Origin of the sequence: Bradyrhizobium sp. S3.3.6 (genome assembly GCF_040546905.1) — a bacterium.
Classification (GTDB): Bacteria; Pseudomonadota; Alphaproteobacteria; order Rhizobiales; family Xanthobacteraceae; genus Bradyrhizobium; species Bradyrhizobium cytisi.
Map to the genome: position 1 here is coordinate 1 of NZ_JBEPOT010000013.1, position 26,518 is coordinate 26,518.

A 26,518-nucleotide genomic window follows, 5' to 3' on the forward strand; every position below is an offset into this window, starting at 1 on the left:
TATTGGTCGCATCGTCGACACCTACACGCCCGCAGAATCCACAAACTACTTCGTGGCCGCAGGGTACTTGCAACCTGATCGGCTAACGCTCTAACCAATGCCTCTATTGTCCGTGCGGAGTGTCTCTCATACGACATTAAGGAAACATCACTCTGCGACTGTCAATTGGAAGCGACGTTCGTCCGCTTGTGGCCCATAGCGTCGTTTCGCTGCTACGCAACAATACGTCAGCTATCGGGGCATGGCGGACACTGACAAGCTGTCCGTCCAGCGGGTTTATGAGTTCACGGCCTCGTCTTTAAGCCGCCGCCTGCGCGTGATCGCCGTCGAGAAGATGGCAAGCAGCGAAGCGCCCGGGCGAATGCTCGACGAGCCTCGGCGTCTCCACCCGGCAACGGCCGAATGCTTTCGGACAGCGCGAGGCGAAGCTGCAGCCTGCCGGAATGTCGATCGGGCTGGGCGGCTCGCCCTCCAGCAGGAAATCGGAGGGATCGAACGGCTTCTCTTCCAGAGTCGGAGCCGCCGACAGCAACGCCTTGGTATAGGGATGCTGCGGATCGAAGAACAGATCATGGTTGTCGGCGATCTCGACCATCTCGCCGAGATACATCACCGCGATCCGCGTGCAGACCTTCCGCACCATCGCCAGATCGTGCGAGATGAAAACATAGGTGAGGTCGTTCTTTTCCTGCAGTTTCGAGAACAACTCGATCAGCCTGCCCTGCTCGCGCTGGTCCAGCGCCGACAAGGTCTCGTCGAGGATCAGGAGCTTGGGATCGAGAATCAGGGCTCTTGCGATCGAGATGCGCTGGCGCTCGCCGGTCGAGAGCGCGTTCGGCAGCTGATCGTAGAGCTCGGCGGCGAGACCGACTTCGGCCATCGCGGCGATCACCCGCTTCCGCAAAGCGGCGCGCGGGACCCGGACGCGGATCAGGAGACTCTCCTCGATCATGCGGCCGACCGTGGTACGCGGCGGCAAGGCATTGTAGGGGTCCTGCAAAAGAAGCTGAAACTCGTTGCGCTTGCGGATCAGGTCCCGCGATGACAGCGCGCCGAGCGAGGTCCCATTCAAGACGATACTGCCGCTGTCGGGCGTCTCCAGCCAGGCCAGCAGGCGGGTCAGGGTCGACTTGCCACAGCCGGATTCACCGACAATGCCGAAATTCTCGCGCGGCATGATGTCGAGCGTCACGCCACGCACGGCCCGCACATTGCTGTAAGTGTTGAAGGTGCCGCGCTTGCGGGCGCGATAGGTACGATGGACATTCTCCACCTTCATCAACGGGGCTTCGCCTTGATCCCGACGGCGGGCAAGCGGCCCCTCCGCTGTCTCCCACATCCGCGGCACGCTCGCGATGGCCTTGCGCGTGTAGTCGGATTGCGGCGACGCCAGCAGTTCGGCGAACGCCTGTTGCTCGACGAACCGGCCCTGGTACAGCACCGCCGTTCGATCGCCGAACTGCCCGAGTGTCGGCAAGGAGGAGGACAGATAGATCGTCGCCATCTTGTGCCGCGTGCAGAGGTCATGGAGCAAAGCCACGATCTGCGCGGCAATGGTGACGTCCAGCGGCTGGGTGACGTTGTCGGCGATGAGCACGGCGGGTTCGGCACAAATGGCGTCCACGATCATCGCGCGCTGCATCATGCCGCCGGAGAATTTCGACGGGTAGTCCCAGTAACGTTCCTTTGGCGACGGGATTCGGACCTCGCCGAGCAGCTGCATGACCCGGTCACGACACTCGCGTCCGTTCCATTCAGGCCTGACGCTGTGCAGCTTCTCCGCGATCTGGACCCCGACCGGCACCGTCGGATCCAGCGAACTCTGCGGCTTGGAGCCGATATAGGCGATGTCGCGTCCGATCCGCACTTCGCGCGCACCGGCGCCAAGGATGTCGTGTCCGGCGAAGGCGACCCGTCCGGCGCGATATTCCAGGCTCTCCGGCAACCAGTTCGCCAGCGCGCGGCTGAGCACCGTCTTGCCCGCACCGCTCTCCCCGTAGATGCCGAAAATCTCCGACGTGCTGAGGCTGAAGCTGATGTGATCGAGAATTGGAGCCGCGCCCGGCGTCGTGGCACCGACCGTCAGATCGTCGATTTCGAGAATGCGCGAGAGATCCATCTCAGAGACCTCCATAGATGCGGTTGCGCGCCTTTTCCAGCGCCGAGCCCATGAGATTGATCGAGGTGAGCGCGACGGCGAGGAAGATGCCCGGGATGGTCCCGATCCACCAGGCGTTAAGCAGGTACTTGCGGGAATCGGCGATGATGCTGCCAAAGCTCGGAGTCGGCGGCTGAATGCCGAGCCCAAGGAAGCCCAGGATCGCCTCGAAGATCATCATGCGGGCAACATCGAGCACCGCGACGAAGGCAATCGGTGGCAGGATGTTGGGTGCTGCGAATAGCAACAGGATGCGCCAATCTCCGGCCCCAAGCACGCGCAGGCCACGCACATATTCCTTGCCGCGCTCGGCGACCGCGGCACTGCGGGCCACGCGCGCGTACAGCGGCCAGCCGGACAGCGCCAGCACGATGATGATGGTCGGGACAGTCGGCCGCGACACGCCGAGAATGGTGATCGCCAGGATAATCATCGGAATCGAGAGCTGGGCGTCGGTGATCCGCATGATGATGGTGTCCCACCATTTGCCCTTGAAGCCTGCAAACAGGCCGAGACCACAGCCGATGATGAAGATCAGGAGGACAGTGACGATGCCGACCAGCAGCGAATAGCGCAGCCCGATCAGGCTCCGCATCAGGATGTCGCGGCCGAGCTGATCCGTGCCCAGCACGTGATCCCAGGTCCATTTGTCGCCCAGATAGACCGGCGCCAGGAACTTGTCCTTCACCACCATCTTGGTGGCGCTGACCGAGGACACCTCGGGATAGATCGCGGATGCGAGCAGCAGTGCGATGAAGACGAAGAAGCCGACCTTGAAGCTCGACATGCCCCAGGCTGCAGCCAGTATCCTCCGATTGACGGACCGGATGCGCGCCAATCGAGGCTCGGGCTCCGCAGCAATGACCGTGGTGGCCGTCATGGTCAGATCTCCACGCGCGGATCGATGAGATAAGCGACCAGATCCACGATGATATTGATGAAGACAAACACCGCGCTGGTCGTGATGGCGATGCCCTGGATGACCGGGAAATCACGCCCGACGACGGACACGACGGTCAGATTGCCGAGACCCGGATAGTCAAAGATGTATTCGATCACCAGCACGCCGCCGATCAGGGTCGAAAGCTGGATCCCGAGCAGGTTGACCAGCGGGACCGCCGCATTGCGCAGAGCATGGGAATAGACGATGCGGCGGCGCGACAGGCCGCGAACCCTGGCTTCATCGATGAACGGCGCCTGCATCACTTCGCCGAGTGACGTCGTAAGCGTCCGGATGATGAAGGGCGCGATCTCCACCGCCAGCACCAAGGCCGGCAGAACGACATAAGAGAAGCCCTGGTAGCCGAGCGCCGGAAGCAGCTTCAGCTTGATCGACAGAAACAGGATCAGAACGATCGCGAGCCAGAAATTCGGGATCGACACGAACAGCGATTGCATGCCGAACGCCAGGGCGTTCTGCCATCGATGCTGATGCAGGCCGCCGGCTATTCCCACCGGAAACGAGATCAACAGCGCGAACAACAAGGCCATGCCGCCCAATTGCAGCGTGAATGGCAAACGCTCGAGAATGAGGTCGGTCACCAGCGCCATGTCCGACTTGGTCGGATCGACGTATTGTCCGCCGGCGGCAATCATGCCGCTACGCGGCCGCAGATAGGATTGTCCGAGGTCGCCCTGGAGCAGACCGCGCATATAGCGGCCGTATTGGACGATGATGGGATCGCGCAGCCCCATCTTGGTCGCCACCTTCTCGACCACATCGGGTGGCGCCATGCCACCGACGATCAGACGGACGGGATCGCCTGGAACCACGCGCAACAGCGTGAAGATGATCAACGAGGTGATGAAGACGATCAGGAGGCCCTGCGCGATCCGCTTGACCAGGAATTCCAGGATCAACATCGGGAAGAGCTACCCTTGCATTCGTCGGGAGTTCCGGCAGGCCGGACAAGTCCGACCTGCCGCAGCAACCATCATGCCAGTGTGGCCTTGGTCATGTCCTGCATGCCGTTCGGGTAGATGTAGAGGCCGTCGAGCTTCTTGCTGTAGGCGTGGATGAAGACCGACGTGAACAGCGCAAGTGCCGGCGCCTTCTTGGCGATGGTCGGCAGCGTCTCGGTCTGGAGGATCTTCTTGCGCTCCTCGATGGAGGTGGCGTTGCGCTCCTTGTCGAGCACCGCGTCGATGTCCTTGTCGACGATGCCGGTAATACGCTTCGACGACGAGTGGAAGTGGGTGCGCAGCACCAGATCCGGCTCAGGCGACCCTGTGCACCAGCCGCAGTCGATCATGTTGCCTTCACCGCCACCCGGCTTGTCATAGAGCAAATTGCCCCAAGCCGCGACTTCGAGGGTCTGAAGATTGACTTTAAAGCCCTGCTCCTGAAGCATGCCAGTGATCAGTTCGGCATATTCCTTGGTCTTCGGATAGAAGCCGACCGAGGTGTAATAGGTGAGCTCGGGAAGGCCCTGGCCTTTCGGGAAACCGGCTTCCGCCAGCAGCTTCTGGGCCTTGGCTGGATCGAATTCCGGATAATCGGCGACCTCCGTATAGCCGAACTTCACCGGCGAGATGTGCGCCTTGGAGTAGGTTCCGGAGACGCCGAGCACTTCCAGCACCTGTTTGCGATCGATGGAGTGGCACGCCGCCAGCCGGATGCGCGGATCGTCGAACGGCTTTTTGGAGCAACGGAAGAACAGATATTTGTTCTCGACCGACACCGCCTTGTGGATGTTGAAGCGAGCATCCTTGGAAATCGTCTCGACCTGCTCCTGCTCCAGCCGCTCGATAATGTCCGCCGAGCCGTTCAGCAGCGAGAGCGTCCGGGTCGTGGTGTCGCCGACGAAATGATATTCGACGCCGGGAATCTTCGGCGCGCCGAGGAAGAAATCGGCGTTGGCGGTGAGAACGGTCGTGTCGCCCTTCTGCTCGACGTATTTGTATGGCCCCGTGCCGTTCATGCGAGCCGACAACTGCGCCTTGTTGGCGATGTCCTTGGCAGACATGATCGGTAGGAACGAAGAGAGATAGTAGTAGAGCGCCGCCGGATAACCGTGCGCCTTGGTATTGATGCGGCAGGTGAAATCGTCGACGACGTCAATGGTGACGAGGCCCGGATACCACTGCGCCGGCCGATCGGGCTGGCAGCCATACTCGTAGGTCGCCTTGACGTCGGCTGCCGTAAACGGCGTGCCATCATGAAACTTCACGCCCTTGCGAAGCTTGACCTCCATCGTGGACGCATCGATCGGCGTCATGGACTCGGCCAATTCGAAGATCAGCTCGTCCGGCTTGTCCGGTTTCATCGGCGCGCGCGTCAGATAGCCGAACACGAATCCTTCGACGATCAACTGACCGAGATTGGTGTGCGTGGTCGGATCCCAATTTCCAGACAGCGCTTCCGCGCCGAGAAATCGCAGTGCCTTGCCTTCGGCTGCAAAGGCGGAGTTCACTAGAAAATCGGGATTGACCCGTCCGAAGCCAAACGCTGCGGCACCGGCAAGCCCACCTAACATCACGTCTCTACGGTTGATCATGTCCTATCCCTCGATGATTTTGCCAATGCTGAAACTGCTGCCGAGGGCGCGGGGCACTCAGCCGTTTCGATCGTGTCGCGCAACTTGCCGCAACTTGCCTAGCCGCAACTTGCAAAGCGTAGACCAAAGCCCGTGCTTGCCCGATTCCTGCTGCTCCACGATTCCGTTGCTGACACTCCCGGATGCGACGATTGCGCGCGGCGGCTCCTGATCACCTGGAGCGCACCGCCCAACTCCGAGGCAGCCACGCCTGTCCACTGTGCAGGACAGGAATGATGGACGCACGGAACAGCCGCTCAGTGACGGTGAGCCTATAATTCCCATGTTTCGAAATGAGCGGAATCCCGGCCTTGAAGACACAGGAGTCCCCGACCCTGATCGAACAGGCGCTCGCGCATCTCGGCACCGCAAAGCACGAAACGATCATGATCGGCGACCAGGGCGCAACCGATATCGCGGCCGGCAACGCCGCGGGCCTGCGCTCCATCCTGCTCGCCAGCGACGTCCCGTTCAATACGGCCGCAGATATCGTCCCTGATCGCATCGTGTCGAGCCTTCTTGATCTGCTCGACGCCACGGCCATGCGGACCGGTCCACTCTCATGATGACTCCGAGCTTGATCGCGCGCATGCAGACCCAGCTGGGCGCATCATTGCCGCTCTGGGGTCTTGCTTCACAATCGACGCTCTCCTTCCTCAGCCATTCCGAGAACACGACGTCGCCCGTAACGGATCCGGATTGCTCATTTCCCTTCAATCCGGCCGTTTCCTCTCAAGTCTTGCCTTCACTCAAGTCTTGCCTTCACTCAAGTCTTGCCTTCGCCCCTGTCTTTTAGCTCCAGTCCTGCCGTCGCTTCAGTCTTGCTGTTCTGGGACTCCGGAGCACGACAATCGACGTTGCCCCGCCACGATGCGTTCCCGGAATGTCACCGTCATCATAATTTCAGATATCCGCGAACGATATTTCGAATTTTACAAGCGTCTCCCGCAACGCAAAACTCCGTCTGTGATTGGCGGCGAGTGAGAAGGCGTTGAGATGACTTCCGGTGGCTTGGAGTTGGGCGCTCGCGACGTCAGCGTCCAATTCGAAGGCTTGAAAGCACTGTCCAAAGTCGCGCTCAACGTTCCGCGGGGACGCATCACCGGACTGATCGGCCCCAACGGCGCCGGTAAGACGACACTTATCAACGTGCTGACGGGGTTCCAGCCGGTCGGCACAGGGACCGTCGATCTGGACGGCGAGATGCTCAATGGCATCCCGCCCCACAAGCTTCGACGCAAGGGCGTCGCTCGCACATTTCAGTCCGGCCGACTTTTCCGCGACCTGCCGGTCGTGGACAATCTCGAGGTCACGGGCGTGGGCATGGGCCAGACGCGGCGCGAGGCGATCGCGGAGGCCGAGCGCGTGATGGCCTGGCTTGGCATATCGCATCTCGGCAGCACGATCGCAGGCGCGCTGCCCTACACCGACGAGCGCCGCGTCGCCATCGGCCGCGCCATCATGTGCACGCCACGTTATTTGCTGCTCGACGAACCCGCAGCCGGCATGTCCGAGCATGAAAGCCACGACCTGGCCGTCATCATCAGGCGGATCGCGACTGAACTCGGCGTCGGCGTGCTGCTGATCGAGCACAACATCGGCCTCGTGCTCGAACTCTGCGAGCGCATCTTCGTGCTCGATTCCGGCGAGATCATCGAAGTCGGCGCACCGGCGCAGATCCGCAACAGCGACGCAGTCCGGCACGCCTATATGGGCACGCAGCGCGACGAAGTGATCACGGCGCCCGCGACCGAGATGGGCGCCGCATCATGACGCTGCTCGCCGTCGACGACATCACCGTCAGCTACGGACGCCTGACGGCATTGCGCGGCGTCACGCTGAAGATCGCCGAAGGTGAGGTTCTGTTCGTGACAGGCCCCAACGGCGCAGGCAAGTCGACCCTGCTGAACGCGATCGCCGGCGTCGTGCCGGCGGGCTCGGGCTCCATCACCATGGACGGCGCCAACGTGACGGGTGCCTCGCCGGAGGACATCGCCCGGCGCGGATTTTCGCTGGTGCCGGAAGGACGCAACGTCTTCGGCGCACTGAGCATCGAGGAAAATCTGAAGGTCGGCACCGGCATGCGAGCCGACAGGCACAGAATCGCCGGCGACCTGGACTCCGTCTACGCCGAATTCCCGATGCTGGCCGATCGCCGCCACACTGCGGCTGGCATGCTCTCCGGCGGCCAGCAGCAGATGCTTGTCATCGGTCGTGCGTTGATGACGGCTCCGCGCATCATGGCCATCGACGAGCCTTCGCTGGGACTTGCACCCAAGATCATCGATCAGGTCTACGAGATCCTGGTGCGGCTACGGGCGCAGCGCAAGCTGACGCTGCTGATCGTCGAGCAGAGCTCGACGCGCGCCATGATGACCGGCGGACGCATGATCCTGATTCGCGGCGGGCGCATCGTCCTCGAGGGTGCGGCCGCCGACATGATCAAGGACGAACGTCTGAAGCAAGCCTATTTCGGCTTCGGAGACCACTGAGAATGACGGCGGTTCTGCAGATCATCTTCGACGCACTGAGCCTCGGCAGTCTCTATGCCCTGGGCGCCCTCGGCATCGCGCTGATCTTCGGCGTCATGCGGCTGGTCAACTTCGCCCATGGCGACTTCATCGCCTTCTGCGTGTTCGCAATGCTATGGCCGTCGATCGATGCAACCGCGGTCGTTTTCGCCGGCATGCTGCCGTTCTATCTCCTGATTCCGCTGTTGCTGATCATCGGCGCGACACTGTCCATCCTGTCGGAGATCGTCGTATTCCGCCGTTTCCGCAACACCAATCCGGCGACGATGATGATCGCGTCCTTCGCCCTCGGCTTCGTCATCCGGCACTTGATGCTGATGCTCTATTCGAGCCGCCCGAAGTCGATCACGCTGTGGCCAAGCCTCGGCCTCCCGGTCGATTTTCTCGGCGCCCACATCCCGATGCTCCAAGTCGTGACCATCGTCATCACGCTGGCCGCGCTCGCTGTGCTGGTGCTGTTCCTCAAGCGCACGCGCTATGGCCTCGAAATGCGCGCCGCAGCCGAAAACTTCACCATGGCGCGCATGCTCGGGGTCCGTGCCAACGGCGTCATCCTGCTGGCCTTTGCCATCAGCGGCATGCTGGCCGCGGCGATCGGATTGATCCTGGCCACCATCTCCGGCACCGCCGACATCAACATGGGCGCCAACGTCATGCTGATCGCCTTCATCGCCACCGTGATCGGCGGTCTCGGCAGCGTGCCCGGCGCCGTCGCCGGCGGCTTCATCATCGGCGCCGCCAGCGTCATCTTCCAGGCGACACTGCCGCACGACGCGCGCGTCTTTCGCGATGCCTTCGTCTATGGCGCGGTGATCGTCGTCCTGCTGGTGCGGCCGCAAGGCCTGTTTGCACCGAAATCCACCAAGCAGAGGGTCTGATCGATGCCAAAGCGGCCGTCCGTCATCCGGCAAACGATGCTGACACCGATCGTCCTGATCGTCGTCCTGCTCGTCATGGCTGCGCTGAGCTATCAGTTCGGCAGCCGCGCATTCAACCGAACCGCCGTCGAGATGTTCATCAACATCATGGTTGTCGTCGGCCTCTACGTGTTTGTCGGAAATTCCGGCCTGCTGTCGTTCGGGCACATCAGCTTCATGTGCCTCGGCGCCTACATGACCGCCTGGCTCGCGATTCCGCCCGTGATGAAATCGATGACGCTCAAGGGACTGCCGACCTGGCTGCTGCACACGCAATTGCCGATGTGGGTGGCCACGCCGATTTCGGGCGTGTTCGCCGCCCTGTTCGCGCTCGTCGTCGGACGCGTCATCATGCGCCTGTCGGGGATTGCCGCCTCGATTGCGACTTTCGGACTGCTCGGCGTCATCAACAACGTCTATTCGAACTGGGATTCGGTCACGGGCGGACAAGGTTCGATCGTCGGCATACCGCCGACCATGAACGTGTGGATCGGCTGGCTGGGTGCCGCAGTTGCGATCGCGATCGCCTACCTCTACGCGATTTCCCGCTCCGGGCTCGCGCTTCGGGCCACACGCGATGAGTCCGTTGCCGCCAGCGCCTCGGGTATCGACATTGTCCGCGAACGGCTGGTCGCGTTCGTGGTCAGCGCCTTCATCATCGGCATCGCCGGTGCGCTCTACGCGCACTTCCTCAGCATCGTCAACCCCGGTGCCTTCTATCTGCGGACGACCTTCATCACCCTCTCAATGCTGGTCGTCGGCGGCATGTACAGCCTCAGCGGCGCCGTCACCGGCGTCGTCACGATCTCGGTGCTGATCGAATTGTTCCGCAATCTTGAAAAAGGCATCAGCCTTGGCGCAATCAAGGTCGCACTGCCGAACGGGGTCCAGGAGATCGCGATCGGCATCATCACCATCGTCATCTTGATGTATCTGCCGACCGGTCTCACCCGCAACCAGGAGTTCTCCTGGCGCGGATGGCCGATGCTGCGACGTTTGTCACGCCCGGTGCGGACGGCGATGAAGGAACTGAACTGAAGTTCACTGCACAACTGGAGGAATGGTTATGCGTCTTGCGAGAATACTGGGTGTCCTGACTGGAGTGTCCGCACTCTGGTTCGCACCGGCCAAGGCGGCCGACGAGATCGTCATCGGATTTGCGACCGCAGCGTCGGGCTTCATGCAGGCCTATGACAAGCCGGCACAAGATGCGGCAATGATCCGCATCGACGAGATCAACAAGGCGGGCGGCTTGCTCGGCAAGAAGATCAAGGCCGTCTTTGCCGATACCAAGACCGACCAGGCCGAAGGCGCCAAGGCCGGCCTTGCCGTGCTCGACCAGGGCGCAGATCTCGTGGTCGTCTCCTGCGATTACGATTTCGGCGCGCCGGCGGCCCTCCAGGCGCAGGCGGCCGGCAAGGTCTCGTTCTTCCTCTGCGCCGAGTCGATCAAGGCCGGCATCCCCGGCGTCGGTCCCTACTCGTTCTCCGGCTCCGTTCTGGCGGCCGTGCAGGGCGCGACCATGGCGGAATGGGCCTACAACAAGAAGAATGCCCGCAGCTTCTACCGGCTGCTCGATAGCTGGACCGTCTACAACAAGGGCATCTGCGACGGCTTCGACTGGATGATGCCGAAGCTGAAGGACGCGACGCTGGCCGGAAGCGACACCTTCAAGAATGATGATGCTTCGATCGCGTCCCAGATCACGCGCATCAAGAGCCTGCCGAAGGAGCCCGACGCCATCATGGTCTGCACGATGATGCCGGGCGCGGTGTCGGCCATCAAGCAGATCCGGGCCGCCGGCATCAAGTCGATGATCCTCAACGGTTCGAGCATGGACGGCAGCTACTGGCTGAACGCCATTCCGGATCTGTCGAACTTCTACGTTCCGGTGCAGGGCTCGATCTACGGCGACGATCCCAATCCGAAGGTCAACGAGTTCAACAAGAAGTACAAGGACGTGACGGGCGGCGATCCGTCCAGCCAGTACGTCTATCCCGGCTATGTCCTGATCGACGTCTGGGCCAAGGCGGTCGAGCACGCCAAGACCACCGACGCTCCGGCCGTCGTCGCGGAACTGGAAAAGATGAACAACGAGGCCACGCTGTTCGGGCCGCGCACCTTCAACAAGGACATCCACCATCAAAACCAGGGCCGTTACCTGATCATCGACACCGAGGCCGGCAAGCCGAAGATGGTCGATCAGTGGACCATCTCGGAGAAGATCCCGGTCGACTATCTGGTGTCAAAGTAAATCGGCAATGCGCCGCCCGCGGTGCCTGTCGCACCTGCGGGCGGCCGTCCCCCTTGGATCGAACGCAAGCCGTTGAGAGGAAACAGGAGAATGGTCGTGATTAATTGCGACATGGGCGAGGCCTATGGCCTCTACAAGATGGGCGACGACAAGGCGCTGATGCCCCACATCGATGTCGCCAACGTGGCTTGCGGCTTCCATGCATCCGACTTCAATCACATGCGGCAAACGGTGCAACTCGCCAAGCAGTTCGGCGTCAAGGTCGGCGCCCATCCGTCACTGCCGGACTTGCAGGGTTTTGGGCGGCGGGAGATGAAGATCGACCGCGAGGAGTTGACGAACTGCCTGCTTTATCAGATCGGCGCGCTCAAGGCATTCCTGGATGCCGAGGGCCTGCCGCTCAATCACATCAAGCCGCACGGCGCCCTCTATGGCATGGCCGCGCGCAGCGAGAACATCGCAGAGGCCGTCGCGGATGCCGCCGATGTCTATAAGGTGCCGCTGCTCGGCATGAAGGGTACGCTGCATCAGATGGTCTACGAGCGGCGCGGCCATACCTTCGTCGCCGAATACTATGCCGACCTCGACTACAATGCCGACGGCAGCCTCATCATCACGCGCGAGCACGAGGCCAAGGATCCGGCCGACGCGGCCTCACGGTGCACGCGAGCCGTAAATGAAGGCAAGACCCGGTCGGTGGCCGGCAACGACGTCCTGGTCGGAGCCGACTCGATCTGCATCCACTCCGACACGCCCAATGCCGTCGCGATCGCGCACGCGGTTCGCGAAGCCGTCCGCCCCTATCTCACCGCGCGGTGAGAACGACCCGAAGAAGCGAACGACCAGGAGGACCCCATGGCAACTCAACAGATATTCTCGCCGCTGCCGGGCATATTCTATCGCAAGCCCGCGCCCGACAAGCCGGACTACAAGTCCGACGGAGATACCATCACGGAGCACGACACGATCGGTCTCATCGAGGTGATGAAATCGTTCAACGAGGTGAAGGCCGGCGCGGCGGGCAAGATCCTGCGCTTCCTGGCCGAGAACGAGGAGGCCATTATGGCGGGCCAGCCGATTGCCGAGATTGACGTTTGAGACGGTTCGCGCGTTCATGACGATCCAGAAGCTCCTCATCGCCAATCGCGGCGAGATCGCCGTCCGCATCATTCGTGCGGCGCGCGAGCTCGGTATTGCGACCGTCCAGGTCTACAGCAAGGCCGACAAGGACTCGCTTGCCGTCCGGCTGGCCGACCAGTCGATCGAGATCGGTCCGCCGCAGGCATCAAAATCATACCTCAACCAGGCGACGATCCTCGCCGCCGCCGGGACGACCGGCGCCGACGCCATCCATCCCGGCTACGGCTTCCTGGCCGAGAACGCCGAGTTCGCGGCCGCGGTCGAAGCAGCGGGGCTGATCTTCGTCGGCCCGACCGCGCAATCGATCAGGCTGATGGGCGACAAGGTCGCGGCCCGGGAGGCTGCGCAAGCCGCCGGCGTGCCGACCGTCCCCGGCAGCGCCGGACGCCTGGAATCTGCCGACGCAGCCTTCGCATTGGTCGAGAAGACCGACTTTCCCGTGATGATCAAGGCCGCGGCCGGCGGTGGCGGACGCGGCATCCGCATCGCGCGTTCCGCCGAGGAATTCCATCATTTGATGCCTCAGGCACAGGCGGAAGCACTCGCCGCCTTCGGCGATGGCGGGCTCTATGTCGAGAAGCTGATCGAAGGCGCGCGGCACATCGAGGTACAAATCCTCGGTGACGGGCGCGACGTCATCCATTGTTTCGAGCGCGAGTGCTCGCTGCAACGACGCCGCCAGAAGGTCTGGGAAGAAGCGCCCTCGCCGTCGCTGACGCCGGCGGTTCGCGACAGACTGTGTTCGTCGGCGGTCGCGCTCGCCAAGGCGGTGGACTATCGCGGCGCCGGAACGCTCGAATATCTCTATGACGACCGCAGTCACGAATTCTACTTTCTGGAGATGAACACCCGGATCCAGGTCGAGCATCCTGTCACGGAGATGGTCACCGGCATCGACCTCGTCTGCGAGATGATCCGGATCGCCGGCGGCGAGCCGCTCCGCATCCGCCAGGACCAGGTTCGCGTCCGCGGTCATTCGATCGAAGTCCGCATCAACGCCGAGGATCCGGTGAAGGGCTTTCTCCCAAGCCCCGGCACGATCAATGCGCTCAGCGTGCCCAGTGGTGAAGGCGTGCGCTTCGACAGCATGCTCTATCAGGGCTACACGGTGCCGCCGTTCTACGACAGCCTGCTCGGCAAGCTGATCGTGCACGACGAGGACAGACCGCGTGCGATCCGGCGGCTCGAGCGCGCTCTTGCCGAGCTCAGCGTCGAGGGCCTGGCGACGACAAAGCCCCTGCATCAGGCGCTCGCGCGAGATCCCGACGTTCAGGCCGCGCGCTTTCATACCGCCTGGCTCGAGCCATGGCTGGAAAACCATGCGTCGTCGCTCGGCACCGCGGCGCCGTCACCGACCGCCAAGGTCGCGCAATGACCGCGAGAGAACCCGCCCCGTCAGCAACAGGAGGCCGCTAGTCATGCAAACCCGATTTTCCTACGGCGGCGATGAGCACATCTTCGCCGAGGTCGCTGAGTCCATGTCACTGGAGGCTTTCTTCAAGGGCCTGTTCGTCACCAATGCGGTGCGCGATGCCAGGATCAAGGGCGTGACCGAGATCTGCCCGGCCAACGCGTCCTATCAGGTCAAGTTCGATCCGGATCAGATCAAGCCCGACGACCTGCTTGCCGAGCTGAAACGGCTGGATTCCGCATCGGAAACATCCGCACCGGTCATCAAGACGCGGATCATCGAAATCCCCGTGCTCTACAATGATCCCTGGACGCACGAGACCCTGATGCGCTTCCGCGAGCGCCACCAGGATCCCAACGGCACCGATCTCGAATATGCTGCGCGCATCAACGGGCTCGACGGGGTCGACGCTTTCATCAAGGCGCACTCCAGCGCGCCGTGGTTCGTCTCGATGGTCGGCTTCGTCGCGGGCCTGCCGTTCCTCTACCAGATGGTGGAACGCCAGCGGCAGATCCAGGCGCCGAAATATCTGCGCCCACGCACGGATACGCCAAAACTCACCGTCGGGCACGGCGGATGCTTCAGCTGCATCTATTCGGTACGCGGCGCCGGTGGCTACCAGATGTTCGGCATCACGCCGATGCCGATCTACGATCCCAACCAGAAGATCAGCTATTTGCGCGACTTCATGTGCCTGTTCAAGCCGGGCGACATCGTGAAATGGAAGCCGATCGACCGAGCGGCCTATGACGCTGCCGTGGCCGATGTCGATGCCGGCCGTTTCGCGCCTGTTATCCGCGACGTTTCGTTTTCGCTAACCGAGTTCAACAACGACATCGACGCCTATAACCGCGAGCTCGAGGGGGTTCTCCATGGCAATTAAAGTCTTGAAGCCCGGCCTTGCCACCACCGTGCAGGACCTGGGGCGTCCCGGCTACTATCACATCGGCATCCCGCTCTCCGGCGGCATGGACCGTCTCGCGCTTGCCGCGGCAAACCTGCTCGTGGGCAACGAGGAAGGCGCTGCGGTCCTCGAGGCCGTATTCATGGGGCCGGAGCTAGAATTCACCGATGACGCCCTGGTCGCAATCACCGGAGCCGAGCTGCCGCCGAAGCTCGATGGCGAGCCGCGCGAGACCTGGACGAGCTTCAAGGTGAAGCGCGGCCAAAAGCTGTCCTTCGATTTCCTCAAGCAGGGCGCCCGCGGCTATATTGCAATCGCTGGCGGCATCGACGTGCCGCTTGTCCTGGGCTCCCGCTCCACCTATGCGCTCGGCGCACTCGGCGGCTTCAAGGGCCGGAAGCTCGAAGCCGGTGACGAACTTCCGATCGGCAAAGCCGGTGCAGCCGTCAGGGATGGCCGCACAGTCGCGAAGGAGCTGCGCGGCCTGCCGGCGGCGATGCCGACCGAACTGCGCGTGATGCCCGGGCTTTACTGGCACCGCATCACCGAGACGGCCGGCGTGGGGTTTTTCGGCGACACCTGGAAGGTCGCACCGGAAGCTGACCGGATCGGCTACCGCTTCAAGGGCGGCAAGCCGCTCGAATTCGTGCCGCGCGAGCCGCCCTTCGGAGCCGGTTCTGATCCCTCCAACATCACCGATGCCTGCTACCCCTACGGATCAATCCAGGTTCCCGGCGGCACTGAGCCGATCGTGCTGCATCGTGACGCGGTCTCGGGCGGCGGCTATTTCATGGTCGGCACGGTCATCGCAGCGGACATGGATTTGATCGGCCAGCTCCAGCCCAACACTCCGGTGAAGTTCGTCAAGGTCGGGATGGATGAGGCCCTTGCGGCGCGCAAGAGCCGGGCCGGCTTGCTGGGCAAGCTTCGCAGTGCTCTATTGGCGTAGGCGCTGAAGGGCCGTACGGTATCTGCGCCCCCGGTCGACCAAGCTCCGATACGGCGCTTGGTCGCTCTGACCGTCCGCTATTCCACTATTGTGTTGCTCAAGTTGCCCGCGCGCAGACTAGGCACGGGAGTTGCATTGAAATCCTTTGCGCCCAAAAGCAGCGCTCAACCGCTCGTGAGTTAGGTAAAATCAAAATATCGGATCGACCGTGATGTCCGTTTCTCTGAAACAAATCCGCTATTTCGTCGCCGCCGCCGAGACGGGGCGTATCAGCCAAGCAGCCATCGACCTGAATGTCTCGCAATCCGCGGTCACCGCCGCGATCCAGCAACTCGAAGCCATCGTCTGTGCCCGCCTGCTGGAGCGCACCCCGACCGGCGTGACCGTCACCATGGAGGGCAACCGGTTCCTGTCGCAAGGACGCCAGATCCTTGCTTCAGTCGCCGAAGCCGTCCACGGGACGCATATGTCCGCCGGTCCGCTGTTCGGAACGGTGCGCATTGGCGTCACCTATACCGTTTCCGGTTATTTTCTGCCGCGGCATCAGATGCGTTTCCAGGCAAGCTTTCCCGGGATCACGGTCGAGCTGTTCGAGATGCCGCGCGACGTGCTCGAACGCGCCGTCGTCGACGGTGCGCTCGACCTTGCGGTCATGCTGGTCTCGAACCTGCACAACAACGCCATGCTTGCGAGCGAGACGTTGTTGCGGTCGCCGCGCCGGTTGTGGCTTTCTCCCGATCATCCACTGACACGCGCCGAGCGCGTCCATCTCGCTGAGATCGCGACCTACCCTTACGTTATGCTCACCGTCGACGAAGCCAAGCACACGTCGATGCGCTACTGGAATGCCTTGTCGCTCGAACCGCGAACGATCTTCCGCACCTCCTCCGTCGAAGCCGTCCGATCCATGGTTGCGGGCGGAATGGGCATTACCATCCTGTCCGATCTCGTCTACCGGCCCTGGTCGCTCGAGGGCCAGCGGATCGAGACCCGCGTCATCGAGAACGAAGTGCCCAGCATGGACGTCGGACTGGCCTGGCGCCGCGACAGCGAATTTTCCGATGCTGCGAAAGCGTATCGCGATTTCATGCGCTTTGCCGTGGCGGGGGTTGGTCCGGCACGTCCTCCGGTCGGCACCGACCACCGACAACGATCGGACGAGGCCATCGAAATCTGAGATATCGGCACCCGCTTATTTCGATTTGACGCCGTCATGTCGTCCTCGCCAAGCTTGGGCCGATCACGGCGGTCGGCGCGATGAAAGAGCGCAAGGCCCGAACGGGCGATGGCAGGGACGGAGTGCGGCATGCAGGCCACTTATGCGACCAGCAATGTTCCCTCGCAAAATCGGCGGCATTTCTGGCAGGACGTTGTCTCCAAGACATACTTCCCGCTTGATCTTGTCTTTCCCGGCGGCCGCGACTTCCACGCGAGCCTGGGCGCCTGGTCCATGGGCCCTCTCTCGGTCTCCCGCAATGTCTCGAATGGCCTGCTCTACAGGCGCCACGAACGGCACCTCGTGAACGAGCGGGAAGAATGTTTCCTCATCACGGTCCCGGAGCTCGCCGAAATCCGCTTCGAGCAGGACGGCAAGGATGTCCGGTGCCGGCCCGGCGCATTCGTGATCGAGCGAAGCCATCTGCCCTATGAATTCAGCCACGATGATCCGGCGGCGCTCTGGGTGCTGAAGATCCCAAGCGCCGTCTTGCGCGCAAGGATATCCCGTCCCGAACGCCTCGCAACCCTGCAATTCGACGCCAACCGCAGCGTGGGTGCACTGTTCGTCGACACGCTGCGGCTTGCCGGCGACCGCATCGCGGACATGGACGAAGCGGCCCGGGCCGTGATGGGCAAGCATCTCATCGATCTCCTGGCGATGGTGATCGAGTCGGATGACCGCGTGCTGGTGGGCCATTCCTCGTCCGTTCGCAACGGCCACCTCCATCGCTGCGAGCAGTTCATTCGCACGCGTCTCGACGACATGCGACTCACGCCGCAAATGATCGCGGACGGCTGTGGCATCTCGCTCAGATATCTGCATCAGGTTTTTGAGGGAGAAGGCATCACCGTTTGCGCCTATATCCGGAACCAACGCCTGTCAATGTCCGACGCCATGCTGCGCGATCCCGGCTGCCGCAAGAGCATTTCGGAAATCGCCTACCTGTGGGGGTTCGGCGACCAGGCGCAGTTCAGCCGGAATTACCGCAGCCGGTTCGGCTGCACCCCGAGCGAGGCTCGCGCGGCGGCGCGCACCGCCCCTTGCCTGAAAGCTCATTCGCGCGCCTGACCGACCTTTAGGCATCCGGCAGCCGGCGCCCGTGCGGCGGTCGTTGGTGCTCTCTCGCACAAATCTTCCTGCGCTCAGCGTCAAGAATTGCCGCCCCTGATCTGCCTATGATCGTCGATCGCAATTCGATGAGGAAGTCGCATGGTGCAGAACCTTCGCGTGGCCGTCGACGTCGGCGGCACCTTTACCGATATCTGCATCATGGACGAGGCAACCGGCCTGATCCGCATCGAGAAGACGGCGTCGACCCCCGACCCCATCGACGGGATCATGGGCGGTGTGTCCAAGGCCGGTGTCGATCTCGCCGAAGTGGCGCTCTTCTCCCACGGCACCACCGTTGCAACCAACGCGCTGATCACGCGCCGCCTGCCCCGCACCGCCGTGGTCACGACCAAGGGTTTTCGCGACGTCATCGAAATCCGCCGCGCCAACAAGGAAGACCTCTGGGACACCTACAAGGACGTCGTCAAGCCATACGTCCCGCGGCGCGACCGCCTGACCGTGCCGGAACGCGTCGACGCCGGCGGCATCGTGATCGAGCCGCTGGATGTCGAGGCAGCACGCAACGTCGCGCGTATTCTCAAGCGCCGCGGCGTTGCCGCGGTCGCGGTCTGCTTCATGAACGCCTATCTCAACGGAGCGAACGAGCGCGCCATGCGCGATATTCTCGTCGAGGAGATGCCCGACATCCCCGTCTCGATCTCCTCGCAGGTGCTCCCCGAAATCTTCGAGCACGAGCGGTTCTCGACCACGGTCGCCAATGCCGTCGTGAGCCCGGTCGTGGTCAGCTACACGAGCCGGCTCGGCGAGCGTCTCGCCGATGAGGGTTATACCCGCGATCTCCTGCTGCTGCATACCGGCGGCGGTGTCATGACGCCGGCCAGCGTCAAGGATTTTGCCGCGCGCCTTGCCGGTTCCGGAATTGCTGCCGGCGCCATCGCCAGCCGCTACATCGCCGGCCTCTGTGGCTTTCCCAACTCCATTGGCCTCGACATGGGGGGCACATCGACCGACGTCTCGCTCGCCTATGAGGGGCAGTCGCGCATCACCAAGGACTGGCACATCGAGTTCGGTTATCCGATCCGCTTTGCGTCCATTGAGGTCCTCACCATCGGAGCCGGCGGTGGATCGCTGGCCTGGACCGACTCGGCTGGCTCCCTGCGCAACGGCCCGCAATCGGCTGGCGCCTTTCCGGGCCCCGCCTGCTACAGCAACGGCAATACCCAGCCGACCAATACCGACGCCAACGTCACGCTCGGCCGGCTCGGCACAAATCTCGCCGGCGGCAAGGTGAAACTCGACTCCGCGCTGGCACGCCAGGCGGTCGAGGATGGCGTCGCAAAGCCCTTTGGCCTCGGCCTGCACGAGGCAGCCGACGCGATCGTCAAGGTCGCCAACGCCAACATGTCGGATGCCGTACGGCTGATCTCGATCAGCCGCGGCTACGACCCGCGCGACTTTGCCCTGGTTGCCTTCGGCGGCGCCGGCGCGCTGCATGGGGTCGATGTCGCCCGCGAGCTTGCGATCCCGGTCGTGATCGTGCCGCCCAACCCCGGCGTGACCTCGGCGCTCGGCTGTCTCCTGGTCGACATGCAGCACGATTTTTCGCAGAGCTGCATGACCGGCGCCGATGAGGCCGACGCCGCCGACATCGAAGCACAGTTCGCCGCTCTGGAGAAGGACGCGCTCGCCCGGCTCACCCACGAAGGCGTTGCGTCACAGGATATCGTGCTCCAGCGATCGATCGACATGATGTACCGCGGCCAGTGGCGGTCGCTCGCGGTCCATGCACCGCGCCCCATCGGTGCGATCGCGGACCTCGTCCAAAGCTTTCATACCGAGCACAGGCGTGAGTACAATTTCCGCCGTGACAGCGCCCCGGTCAGCTTCTTCCGTCTCAATCTCAAGGCGGTGGGCGTCGTCCCCAAGGCGGAGTTCGCCATCCATGAACCGACCGGTGTGATCCCTGAGCCGGTTGGCCGCCGCAGGGTGTGGTTCGACGGCAACGGGTTGGACACGCCCGTCTACGAGCGCGACGACCTGCCCTGCGGCTTCTCCTTTCAAGGGCCCGCGATCGTCGAGCAGGTCGACGCGACGACCGTCGTACCGCCAGGCGCCAGCGCCGAGGTCGACAAATATCTCAACATCATCATCCGCGTGAAGGAGTGAACCATGGCCGGGGATCTCCCGCTCGACCCCGTGACCTTCGAGGTCCTCAAGAACTCCTTCATTACCAGCGTCGACCAGATGGGCGAGCAGGTGCTACGGACCTGCTACTCGTTCGTCATCTACAACCGCGATTTTTCCAGCGCCCTGCACGACGCCAAGGGCGAATGCGCCGCACAGGGCAATCAGGACATCGCCGTCCATGTCGGTACGCTGCATTTCACCTGCAAGGACGTCATGCGCTTCTTCGACGGGGATATGCATGAAGGTGACGTCTTCGCCATCAACGACCCCTACGCCGGCGGCACGCATTTCCCGGATGTTCGCCTGATCCGGCCGATCTTCGCCGACGGCAAGATCATCGCCTTCAGCCAGTCGAACGGCCATTGGTCGGATGTCGGCGGCAGCGTGCCGGGGTCGTTCGACGTCTCCGCGCGCGAAATGTTCCGCGAGGGGCTGCGCATCACGCCGGTACGGCTGTTCGACAAGGGCCGCTTCTGCAAGGACGTCGCGCATCTGATCGCCTCGAACACCCGCGACCCGGTCTCGATCATCGGCGACATCCAGGCGCAGTCCCAGGCCACCCAGGTCTGCGAGCGCGAGATCCTGCGTCTCGTCAACAAATATGGTCGCGACACGGTCGAGACCGGTCTTGCTGCCGTGCAGGACTATGTCGAACGTTCGGTGCGCCAGCGCATTGCGGCCCTGCCCGATGGCGAATGGGAGACGGTCGACTTCATCGACCGCGACCCCGCCGGCGGCGAAGGCATGATCCCGATCCGTATCAAGCTGACGATCAAGGGCGACCGCGCCATCTACGACTTCACCGGCAGCCATCCAACCATCGGTTCGATCTACAACTCGGCCTTCGGTACGACCTTCTCGGCCGTTGCGGCCGGCATGAAGACTTTCTTCCCCGATCTCCCGCTCAACTCCGGATTCTACCGCTGCTTTGAAATCATCGCGCCGGAAGGCTCGATCGTCGATGCCAAATGGCCGATCGCGGTCACCGGCTTCCTGATGCCGTTCGAGAAGATCATGAATTCGATCTACGAAATGTGGTCGAAGCTGATGCCGGAGCGCGCGCTCGCCTGCGCCTTCAATCTCGAGTATCTGCTCACCGGTGGTCTCGACGCCCGCAGCCCGGACAAGCCCATCTTCATGTTCTACGACTGGCTGCCCGGCGGCTGGGGCGGGCGCAACGGCAAGGACGGCAGCAATGTCACGACGGCATGCTTCGGCACCGGCCTGATGTCGCAGCCCGTCGAGGGCCAGGAGCGCGCCAATCCGATCCTGACCACCGAATGCGAAATCCTCAAGGACTCGCCCGGTCCGGGCAAATGGCGCGGCGGCGCCGGGGTCGTGAAAACCTCCCGCATGCTCCAGGCCGAGAAGACCGTGATCTCCTATATCTGCGACCGCGAGCGCGCGGTGGTGTGGGGCATCGAGGGCGGCTTGCCGTCCATGCCGCACGGGCTGACATTGACCCGCGCCGGTGGCCAAGCCGAAGAGCGGCTCGGCTCGATCTTCTCGGATGTCCCGATCGGCGAAGGCGATATCTTCTCGCGCCCGACAGCCGGTGGCGGCGGGTTCGGCGATCCGCTCGAACGCGACCCGGCCCTCGTGATCGAGGACATCAAGGACGACTATGTCTCGGTCGAGCGGGCTGCGAAGGATTATGGCGTTGTCGTGCATACCGTTGACGCCGAGCTTTGCGAATATGAGGTCGACAAGGGCGCGACCGCGGCGCTTCGCGCCAAAATCAGGGCCAAGCGTGTCGCCAATGTGCGGCTCGATCCTGAGATCGTGGCGAAAAATTATCGCAACGGCGCGATCGGCGTGCTCGACGTGATCCGCCAGCACGCCGTGATCCTCGACTGGGGCACCGGTGCTCTGCTTCCAAAATCCACAAGTCAGTTTCGCGAGGTGTTCGAGCGGCGCTCAGTGGCGAAGTGGAGCACGGGCTGACCGATCGAACCGAGAGCGCGGACGACATGGATACGCCTGCTTCGAGGTCCGTCTACGTTGCGCCATCGCTGACGTCCGCGCTCGATGCGCTCGACGAAGGCGGCGCCGCAGCCGCGCCCTTCGCCGGCGGCACCTGGATCATGCGCGCCCCAATCCGGCACGAGCTGCTCAAGCCCCGTTACGTCGCAATCGGGAGCATTCCGGAGCTCCATGGCATTAAAATCGATGCCGATGCGGTTGAAATCGGCGCGGCGGTCACGCACGCCACGCTGGCCGCAGCGCTGGCGGAGCTTTCGGAGTTTAATGTGCTCACGGCGGCGGCCGGCCGCTCCGCCAATCCTGCTATCCGCGGGATGGCGACCATTGGCGGCAACCTCGCAACGACAGCATTTGCCGCGGCCGATTGCGTGCCCGCGCTGCTCTGCCTCGATGCCGAAGTCGAGATCGCGAGACGAGGCGGCCGGGAGCGGATCGATCTGGAGCAATTTCTGACAATGAGATCGACACTTGCGCCCGGGTGGCTGGTCCAACGCATCATTGTGCCGCGGCAGGAGCGCAAGACCGCTCACGCTCGCCTGCCGCTGCGACAGGCCGGCGACTATCCGACCGCCATCGTCAGTCTCGCCGTGAGCCTTGACGATGTCGGGCGTGTTCAGACGGCACGTGTCGCCGTCGGTTCAGTCGAGCCGGTTGCGCGCCGATGGGAGCGCCTTGAGGACGCTCTTGTCGGACATCCGCTGAACGCGGCGAAGGCTGCGCATGCAGCGGCCGGGCTGGCGGATGAATTTACGGGTCGCGACAGTACCGACGTGCCTGCCTGGTACCGGGTGCGCGTCCTACCCGGCCTCGTCCGCCGTGCAGCCGCCGCGCTTGGCTCTTGAACCGTCGGGGATGAACATGGGCCTTAGCCTGACCGTCAACGGCGATCACCTCACCTCCACTGCCGATCCCATCACGCCACTCGTCGACGTCCTGCGCGAGGAGTTTCATCTGACGGGCGCAAAGCCGGTGTGTCGCGAGGGCTTCTGCGGCGCCTGCATGGTGTTGATCGACGGCAATCCCACCCCGTCGTGCCTGATGCCGGCCGCGCTCGCCAAGGGTTGCGATATCCGTACCGTCGAGGGCCTTGCCGTCAATGGCGGATTGAACCCGATCCAGGCCGCGCTCGAGGCCTGCGACGCGGTCCAATGCGGCATGTGCTTTCCCGGCATGGTGGTGAGCCTGACGCATCTCCTCACAACCCGCCCCGGGGCAACGCGCGACGATATTCGTGCTGCTCTCACGGGCAACATCTGCCGTTGCACCGGATACGAACGCATCATCGAGGCCGCGCTGCTGGCGCTTGCGACGACATGACGGGAGACGCAAAAGTGTCCGACGCTTCCGCAACCATGAATTTTAGACGACGCGACGCGGCGGACAAACTGCGCGGCCGCACGCGCTACACCATCGATCGCTACCTGCCCGGCATGCTGCACGCGGCTATCTTGCGTGCCGGCGTGCCATCAGGCCGGATCGCCCGCCTCGACACCTCCAAGGCTGCCCGCATGCCCGGTGTGCGCGCCGTCGTGACGGCTGCCGATGCGCCCGGCATGATCGGGATCGGCATCGCCGACCACCCGCTCTTTGCCCGCGACGTGATCCGCTACGACGGCGAGCCGATCGCCGCGATCGCGGCGGACACGCTGATGCAGGCTCACGCCGCGCTTGCTGCAATTGACGTCGAGATCGAACCACTGCCCGTGGTTCTCACCATGGCGGATGCGCTTGCTCCCGATGCTCCACTCGTGCATCCCGACTGGCGCAACTACGAGGTTCTGCTCGAGGGCGGTGTCCGCGGAGGCAACATCGCCTGGGAGGCGACCGTCGTTCGCGGTGACGTCGATGCCGCATTTGCCCGGAGCGACGTCGAGATCATCGATAGCTCCTTCAGGGTCGGTCGCCAGAACCACGTCGCCTTCGAGCCGCGCGCAGTGGTCGCAAGTTATGAAGACGGGCGCTTCCACATCGAGACATCCACCCAGGTGCCCTGGACCATCCGCAACGCAACCGCACGCCTGCTGGGCGTGCCGGCCTCGCGGGTCCGCGTCACGGTACCGCCGGTCGGCGGCGGCTTCGGCCTCAAATTCGATCTCGCGATCGAGCCTTTTGCGGCCCTTCTCGCTCGCGCGAGCGGACGGCCGGTCCGGCTTGTCAATTCGCGCGAGGAGGAGATGCTCACCTGTCTCTTTCGCGAAAACGCCGAGATTCGCATACGCTCGGCGGTGACGCGCGATGGCGAGATCGTCGGACGGGAAGCCGTCGTGCTGATGGATTGCGGCGCATATGGTGGCGAACAGATTTTCCTGACGACGATGACCGCTCACACGCTTGGCGGAAATTACTCCCTTGGCGCAGTGCGGCTCGTCTCGCGCGCGGTCTATACCAACACCGCTCCGAACGGCGCTTTCCGCGCCTGCAACGGCGTCTACAACACCTTTGCGCTCGAGCTGCACAGCGACGAAATCGCGGCCCGGATCGGCATGGATCCCCTTGCCTTCCGCCGCCGCAACGTGCTCGGCGACGGCGATCTCGGGGCCACCGGCCAGGTGTTCGAGGGCGACGTGCTCGGCCCAATGCTGGACCGGATGGATACGATGCGCGATGCCGCCGCAACGCCGCCCGGGCGTGATGACGGCCGGCTTTATGGACGCGCGACCGTCGTCGGCACATGGTTCGTCTTTGTCGGCCCGTCGGCCGCGACCGTGAACATGAATGCCGACGGGACGGCGACGCTGGTGACGTCGGGGGTCGAGATCGGGTCAGGCTCCATGATGCAGGCTCTGCCTCAGATCGTGGCCGGCACGCTCGGCCTCAGCCCTCATGATGTGATCGTGCGCGCAGCCGATACGGACGCCGCCGGCTACGATGTCGGTGTCGGAGGAGGACGAACCACCGTGTCGCTCGGTGCGGCCAGCTTGTCGGCGGCACACGAGGTGCGCACGAAGCTGCTGAAGGTCGCCTCCGAGATGATCGAGGCCGCGCCCGAGGATCTGGTCATGCGCTCGGGGCGAATTGAAATTGCCGGAGCACCGGGCTCCGGCCGCCCGATCTCCGAGGTTGCGGCCCGCGCCCAGGCGCAGATCGGCCCGATCTCCGGCACCGGCGCCTTCACAGGAGCCGGTATGCCTGCGATGCCCGGCTGCGTCGCCGGCCATTTCATCGACGCGATCGACATCCCCGTCTTCGCCGTCCATGATTGTGAGGTTGCCGTCGACACTGAGACAGGACACGTCGAGGTATTGAGCTATCGCGTCGTGCAGGACGTCGGCCGCGCGCTGAACCCGCGCGCAATCCATGGCCAGATCCAGGGCGGCGTTGTGCAGGGATTGGGCTATGCCCTGCATGAGGAAGTGACGATCGGCAGCAATGGCCGCGTCCGTCAAAATGGCTTCGAGACCTACCGCGTGCCGCTGGCCCTCGATGTCGTGCCGGTCGAGATCAACCTGTACGAAGGTGCGCCGTCGATCGGTCCGCTCGGGACGAAGGGCGCCGGCGAAGTTCCGATCCTGAATGTCGCAGCCGCCGTCGCTTGTGCCGTCGCCAACGCAATCGGAAAACCGATCCTGGAGCTGCCACTAACTCCGCCGCGGGTGCTCGAACTCCTCCTCGACCAAAGGCCAACTCTCTCCCTGCCCCACATTGCCGAAGCCTGGACAAACAATCTGCTGCGCCCGCACAAATCAGACGGGTGGAATTGAACGACCAAAGGCGGCAAGATTCCGCTTGGAGCTTTCGCCCCTAAAACGAGCACCCAGGCTCGGCTGGATCGGTCACCCCGACCGTATGATAGGCGCGGCCGAAATAGATCAGATTGTCGGTGCAGCCGGATTTTTGCACAGCCACGACACGGCAGAACAGCACATCATGCGTGCCGACATTGACGATATCGGCAATCCGGCAGTCGAACGCGGCAGCACAGTCGGCCAGCATCGGCGCGCCTGTTTCGAGCGTCGACCACGCGGCTGCGGCAAACCGTTCCTCCGCTGGCACCTTGCCGCTGAACAAGCGGGACAGTGGCTCGTGCCGGGCCGAGAGCACGTTGACGCACACCACCTTGTTGCGCGTCACGCCGGCATAGGCCGAGGAGCCGCGGTTGATGCAGACCAGCAGCGTCGGCGGATCGTCCGTGACGCTGCAAATCGCAGATGCAGCAAATCCGGCACGGCCCGCGCCGCCGTCGGTCGTGACGATACTGACGGCCGCACCGAGACAAGCCATCGCGTCGCGGTAGTCTTGAGGGGCGACGTCCTGCATC

The 26,518-nt window shown here is 63.3% G+C and carries 23 protein-coding genes; 18 read left to right on the forward strand and 5 right to left on the reverse strand.

The window, feature by feature from the left end:
- Nucleotides 1–298 precede the first annotated feature (298 nt).
- The 4 genes from ABID59_RS29645 to ABID59_RS29660 all read right to left on the reverse strand — a co-directional run bounded on the left by ABID59_RS29645 (nucleotide 299) and on the right by ABID59_RS29660 (nucleotide 5,655).
- Complete coding sequence (locus ABID59_RS29645; protein WP_354085705.1) at nucleotides 299–2,119, reverse strand: ABC transporter ATP-binding protein; 1,821 nt, start codon at nucleotides 2,117–2,119, stop codon at nucleotides 299–301.
- A 1-nt stretch (nucleotide 2,120) separates the two neighbouring features.
- Entirely contained in the window at nucleotides 2,121–3,038 is a 918-nt protein-coding gene (locus tag ABID59_RS29650) for an ABC transporter permease (RefSeq protein ID WP_148749128.1), read from the reverse strand.
- A 2-nt stretch (nucleotides 3,039–3,040) separates the two neighbouring features.
- Nucleotides 3,041–4,021, reverse strand: a complete 981-nt coding sequence (locus ABID59_RS29655) for an ABC transporter permease (RefSeq protein ID WP_354085706.1) — start codon at nucleotides 4,019–4,021, stop codon at nucleotides 3,041–3,043.
- Nucleotides 4,022–4,092: 71 nt separating this feature from the next.
- Entirely contained in the window at nucleotides 4,093–5,655 is a 1,563-nt protein-coding gene (locus ABID59_RS29660; protein WP_354032134.1) for an ABC transporter substrate-binding protein, read from the reverse strand.
- A gap of 350 nt (nucleotides 5,656–6,005) precedes the next feature.
- Between ABID59_RS29660 and ABID59_RS29665 the strand changes: the two genes are divergently transcribed.
- The 18 genes from ABID59_RS29665 (at nucleotide 6,006) to ABID59_RS29750 (ending at nucleotide 25,961) form a co-directional block, all read left to right on the forward strand.
- Entirely contained in the window at nucleotides 6,006–6,260 is a 255-nt protein-coding gene (locus tag ABID59_RS29665) for an HAD hydrolase-like protein (RefSeq protein WP_354032133.1), read from the forward strand.
- Nucleotides 6,261–6,747: 487 nt separating this feature from the next.
- Nucleotides 6,748–7,467 carry an ABC transporter ATP-binding protein gene (locus ABID59_RS29670; RefSeq protein WP_354085707.1) on the forward strand — a complete coding sequence of 240 codons (720 nt, stop codon included), beginning with the start codon at nucleotides 6,748–6,750 and terminating at the stop codon, nucleotides 7,465–7,467.
- Entirely contained in the window at nucleotides 7,464–8,186 is a 723-nt protein-coding gene (locus tag ABID59_RS29675; protein WP_354085708.1) for an ABC transporter ATP-binding protein, read from the forward strand. The genes ABID59_RS29670 and ABID59_RS29675 overlap by 4 nt, the downstream gene beginning before the upstream one ends.
- Nucleotides 8,187–8,188: 2 nt before the next feature.
- Nucleotides 8,189–9,103 (forward strand): branched-chain amino acid ABC transporter permease, encoded by a 915-nt coding sequence (locus tag ABID59_RS29680; RefSeq protein ID WP_354085709.1) that lies wholly within the window; start codon nucleotides 8,189–8,191, stop codon nucleotides 9,101–9,103.
- 3 nt (nucleotides 9,104–9,106) lie between these two features.
- Nucleotides 9,107–10,180 (forward strand): branched-chain amino acid ABC transporter permease, encoded by a 1,074-nt coding sequence (locus ABID59_RS29685; protein ID WP_148749134.1) that lies wholly within the window; start codon nucleotides 9,107–9,109, stop codon nucleotides 10,178–10,180.
- 64 nt (nucleotides 10,181–10,244) lie between these two features.
- Entirely contained in the window at nucleotides 10,245–11,396 is a 1,152-nt protein-coding gene (locus tag ABID59_RS29690) for an ABC transporter substrate-binding protein (protein ID WP_354085710.1), read from the forward strand.
- A 90-nt stretch (nucleotides 11,397–11,486) separates the two neighbouring features.
- A complete protein-coding gene (locus tag ABID59_RS29695) occupies nucleotides 11,487–12,215 on the forward strand; it encodes a LamB/YcsF family protein (protein WP_148749136.1) in 729 nt (242 codons plus the stop codon).
- Between the two features lie 36 nt (nucleotides 12,216–12,251).
- Nucleotides 12,252–12,494, forward strand: coding sequence for an acetyl-CoA carboxylase (locus ABID59_RS29700; protein ID WP_148749137.1), 243 nt, complete (start codon nucleotides 12,252–12,254; stop codon nucleotides 12,492–12,494).
- A gap of 16 nt (nucleotides 12,495–12,510) precedes the next feature.
- Nucleotides 12,511–13,911, forward strand: a complete 1,401-nt coding sequence (locus ABID59_RS29705; RefSeq protein WP_354085711.1) for an acetyl-CoA carboxylase biotin carboxylase subunit — start codon at nucleotides 12,511–12,513, stop codon at nucleotides 13,909–13,911.
- A 43-nt stretch (nucleotides 13,912–13,954) separates the two neighbouring features.
- Nucleotides 13,955–14,830, forward strand: coding sequence for a 5-oxoprolinase subunit B family protein (locus ABID59_RS29710; RefSeq protein WP_354085712.1), 876 nt, complete (start codon nucleotides 13,955–13,957; stop codon nucleotides 14,828–14,830).
- Nucleotides 14,820–15,800 (forward strand): 5-oxoprolinase subunit C family protein, encoded by a 981-nt coding sequence (locus tag ABID59_RS29715; protein WP_354085713.1) that lies wholly within the window; start codon nucleotides 14,820–14,822, stop codon nucleotides 15,798–15,800. Before ABID59_RS29710 ends, ABID59_RS29715 begins: the two co-directional genes overlap by 11 nt.
- A 211-nt stretch (nucleotides 15,801–16,011) precedes the next feature.
- Nucleotides 16,012–16,977 carry a LysR family transcriptional regulator gene (locus ABID59_RS29720; protein WP_354085714.1) on the forward strand — a complete coding sequence of 322 codons (966 nt, stop codon included), beginning with the start codon at nucleotides 16,012–16,014 and terminating at the stop codon, nucleotides 16,975–16,977.
- Between the two features lie 129 nt (nucleotides 16,978–17,106).
- Entirely contained in the window at nucleotides 17,107–18,087 is a 981-nt protein-coding gene (locus ABID59_RS29725; RefSeq protein ID WP_354085715.1) for an AraC-like ligand-binding domain-containing protein, read from the forward strand.
- 144 nt (nucleotides 18,088–18,231) lie between these two features.
- On the forward strand, nucleotides 18,232–20,256 hold the full coding sequence (locus ABID59_RS29730) for a hydantoinase/oxoprolinase family protein (protein ID WP_354085842.1): 2,025 nt from the start codon (nucleotides 18,232–18,234) through the stop codon (nucleotides 20,254–20,256).
- 3 nt (nucleotides 20,257–20,259) lie between these two features.
- Nucleotides 20,260–22,221: a hydantoinase B/oxoprolinase family protein gene (locus tag ABID59_RS29735; protein ID WP_354085716.1), complete on the forward strand. Its 1,962-nt coding sequence runs from the start codon at nucleotides 20,260–20,262 to the stop codon at nucleotides 22,219–22,221.
- Between the two features lie 26 nt (nucleotides 22,222–22,247).
- Nucleotides 22,248–23,102: an FAD binding domain-containing protein gene (locus ABID59_RS29740; RefSeq protein ID WP_354085717.1), complete on the forward strand. Its 855-nt coding sequence runs from the start codon at nucleotides 22,248–22,250 to the stop codon at nucleotides 23,100–23,102.
- A 10-nt stretch (nucleotides 23,103–23,112) separates the two neighbouring features.
- Nucleotides 23,113–23,577: a (2Fe-2S)-binding protein gene (locus ABID59_RS29745; RefSeq protein ID WP_354085718.1), complete on the forward strand. Its 465-nt coding sequence runs from the start codon at nucleotides 23,113–23,115 to the stop codon at nucleotides 23,575–23,577.
- Between the two features lie 14 nt (nucleotides 23,578–23,591).
- Nucleotides 23,592–25,961, forward strand: coding sequence for a xanthine dehydrogenase family protein molybdopterin-binding subunit (locus ABID59_RS29750; protein WP_354085719.1), 2,370 nt, complete (start codon nucleotides 23,592–23,594; stop codon nucleotides 25,959–25,961).
- Between the two features lie 40 nt (nucleotides 25,962–26,001).
- Here ABID59_RS29750 and ABID59_RS29755 read toward each other — a convergent pair whose 3' ends face one another.
- Nucleotides 26,002–26,517, reverse strand: a complete 516-nt coding sequence (locus ABID59_RS29755) for a flavin reductase (protein WP_354085720.1) — start codon at nucleotides 26,515–26,517, stop codon at nucleotides 26,002–26,004.
- Nucleotide 26,518 lies beyond the last annotated feature (1 nt).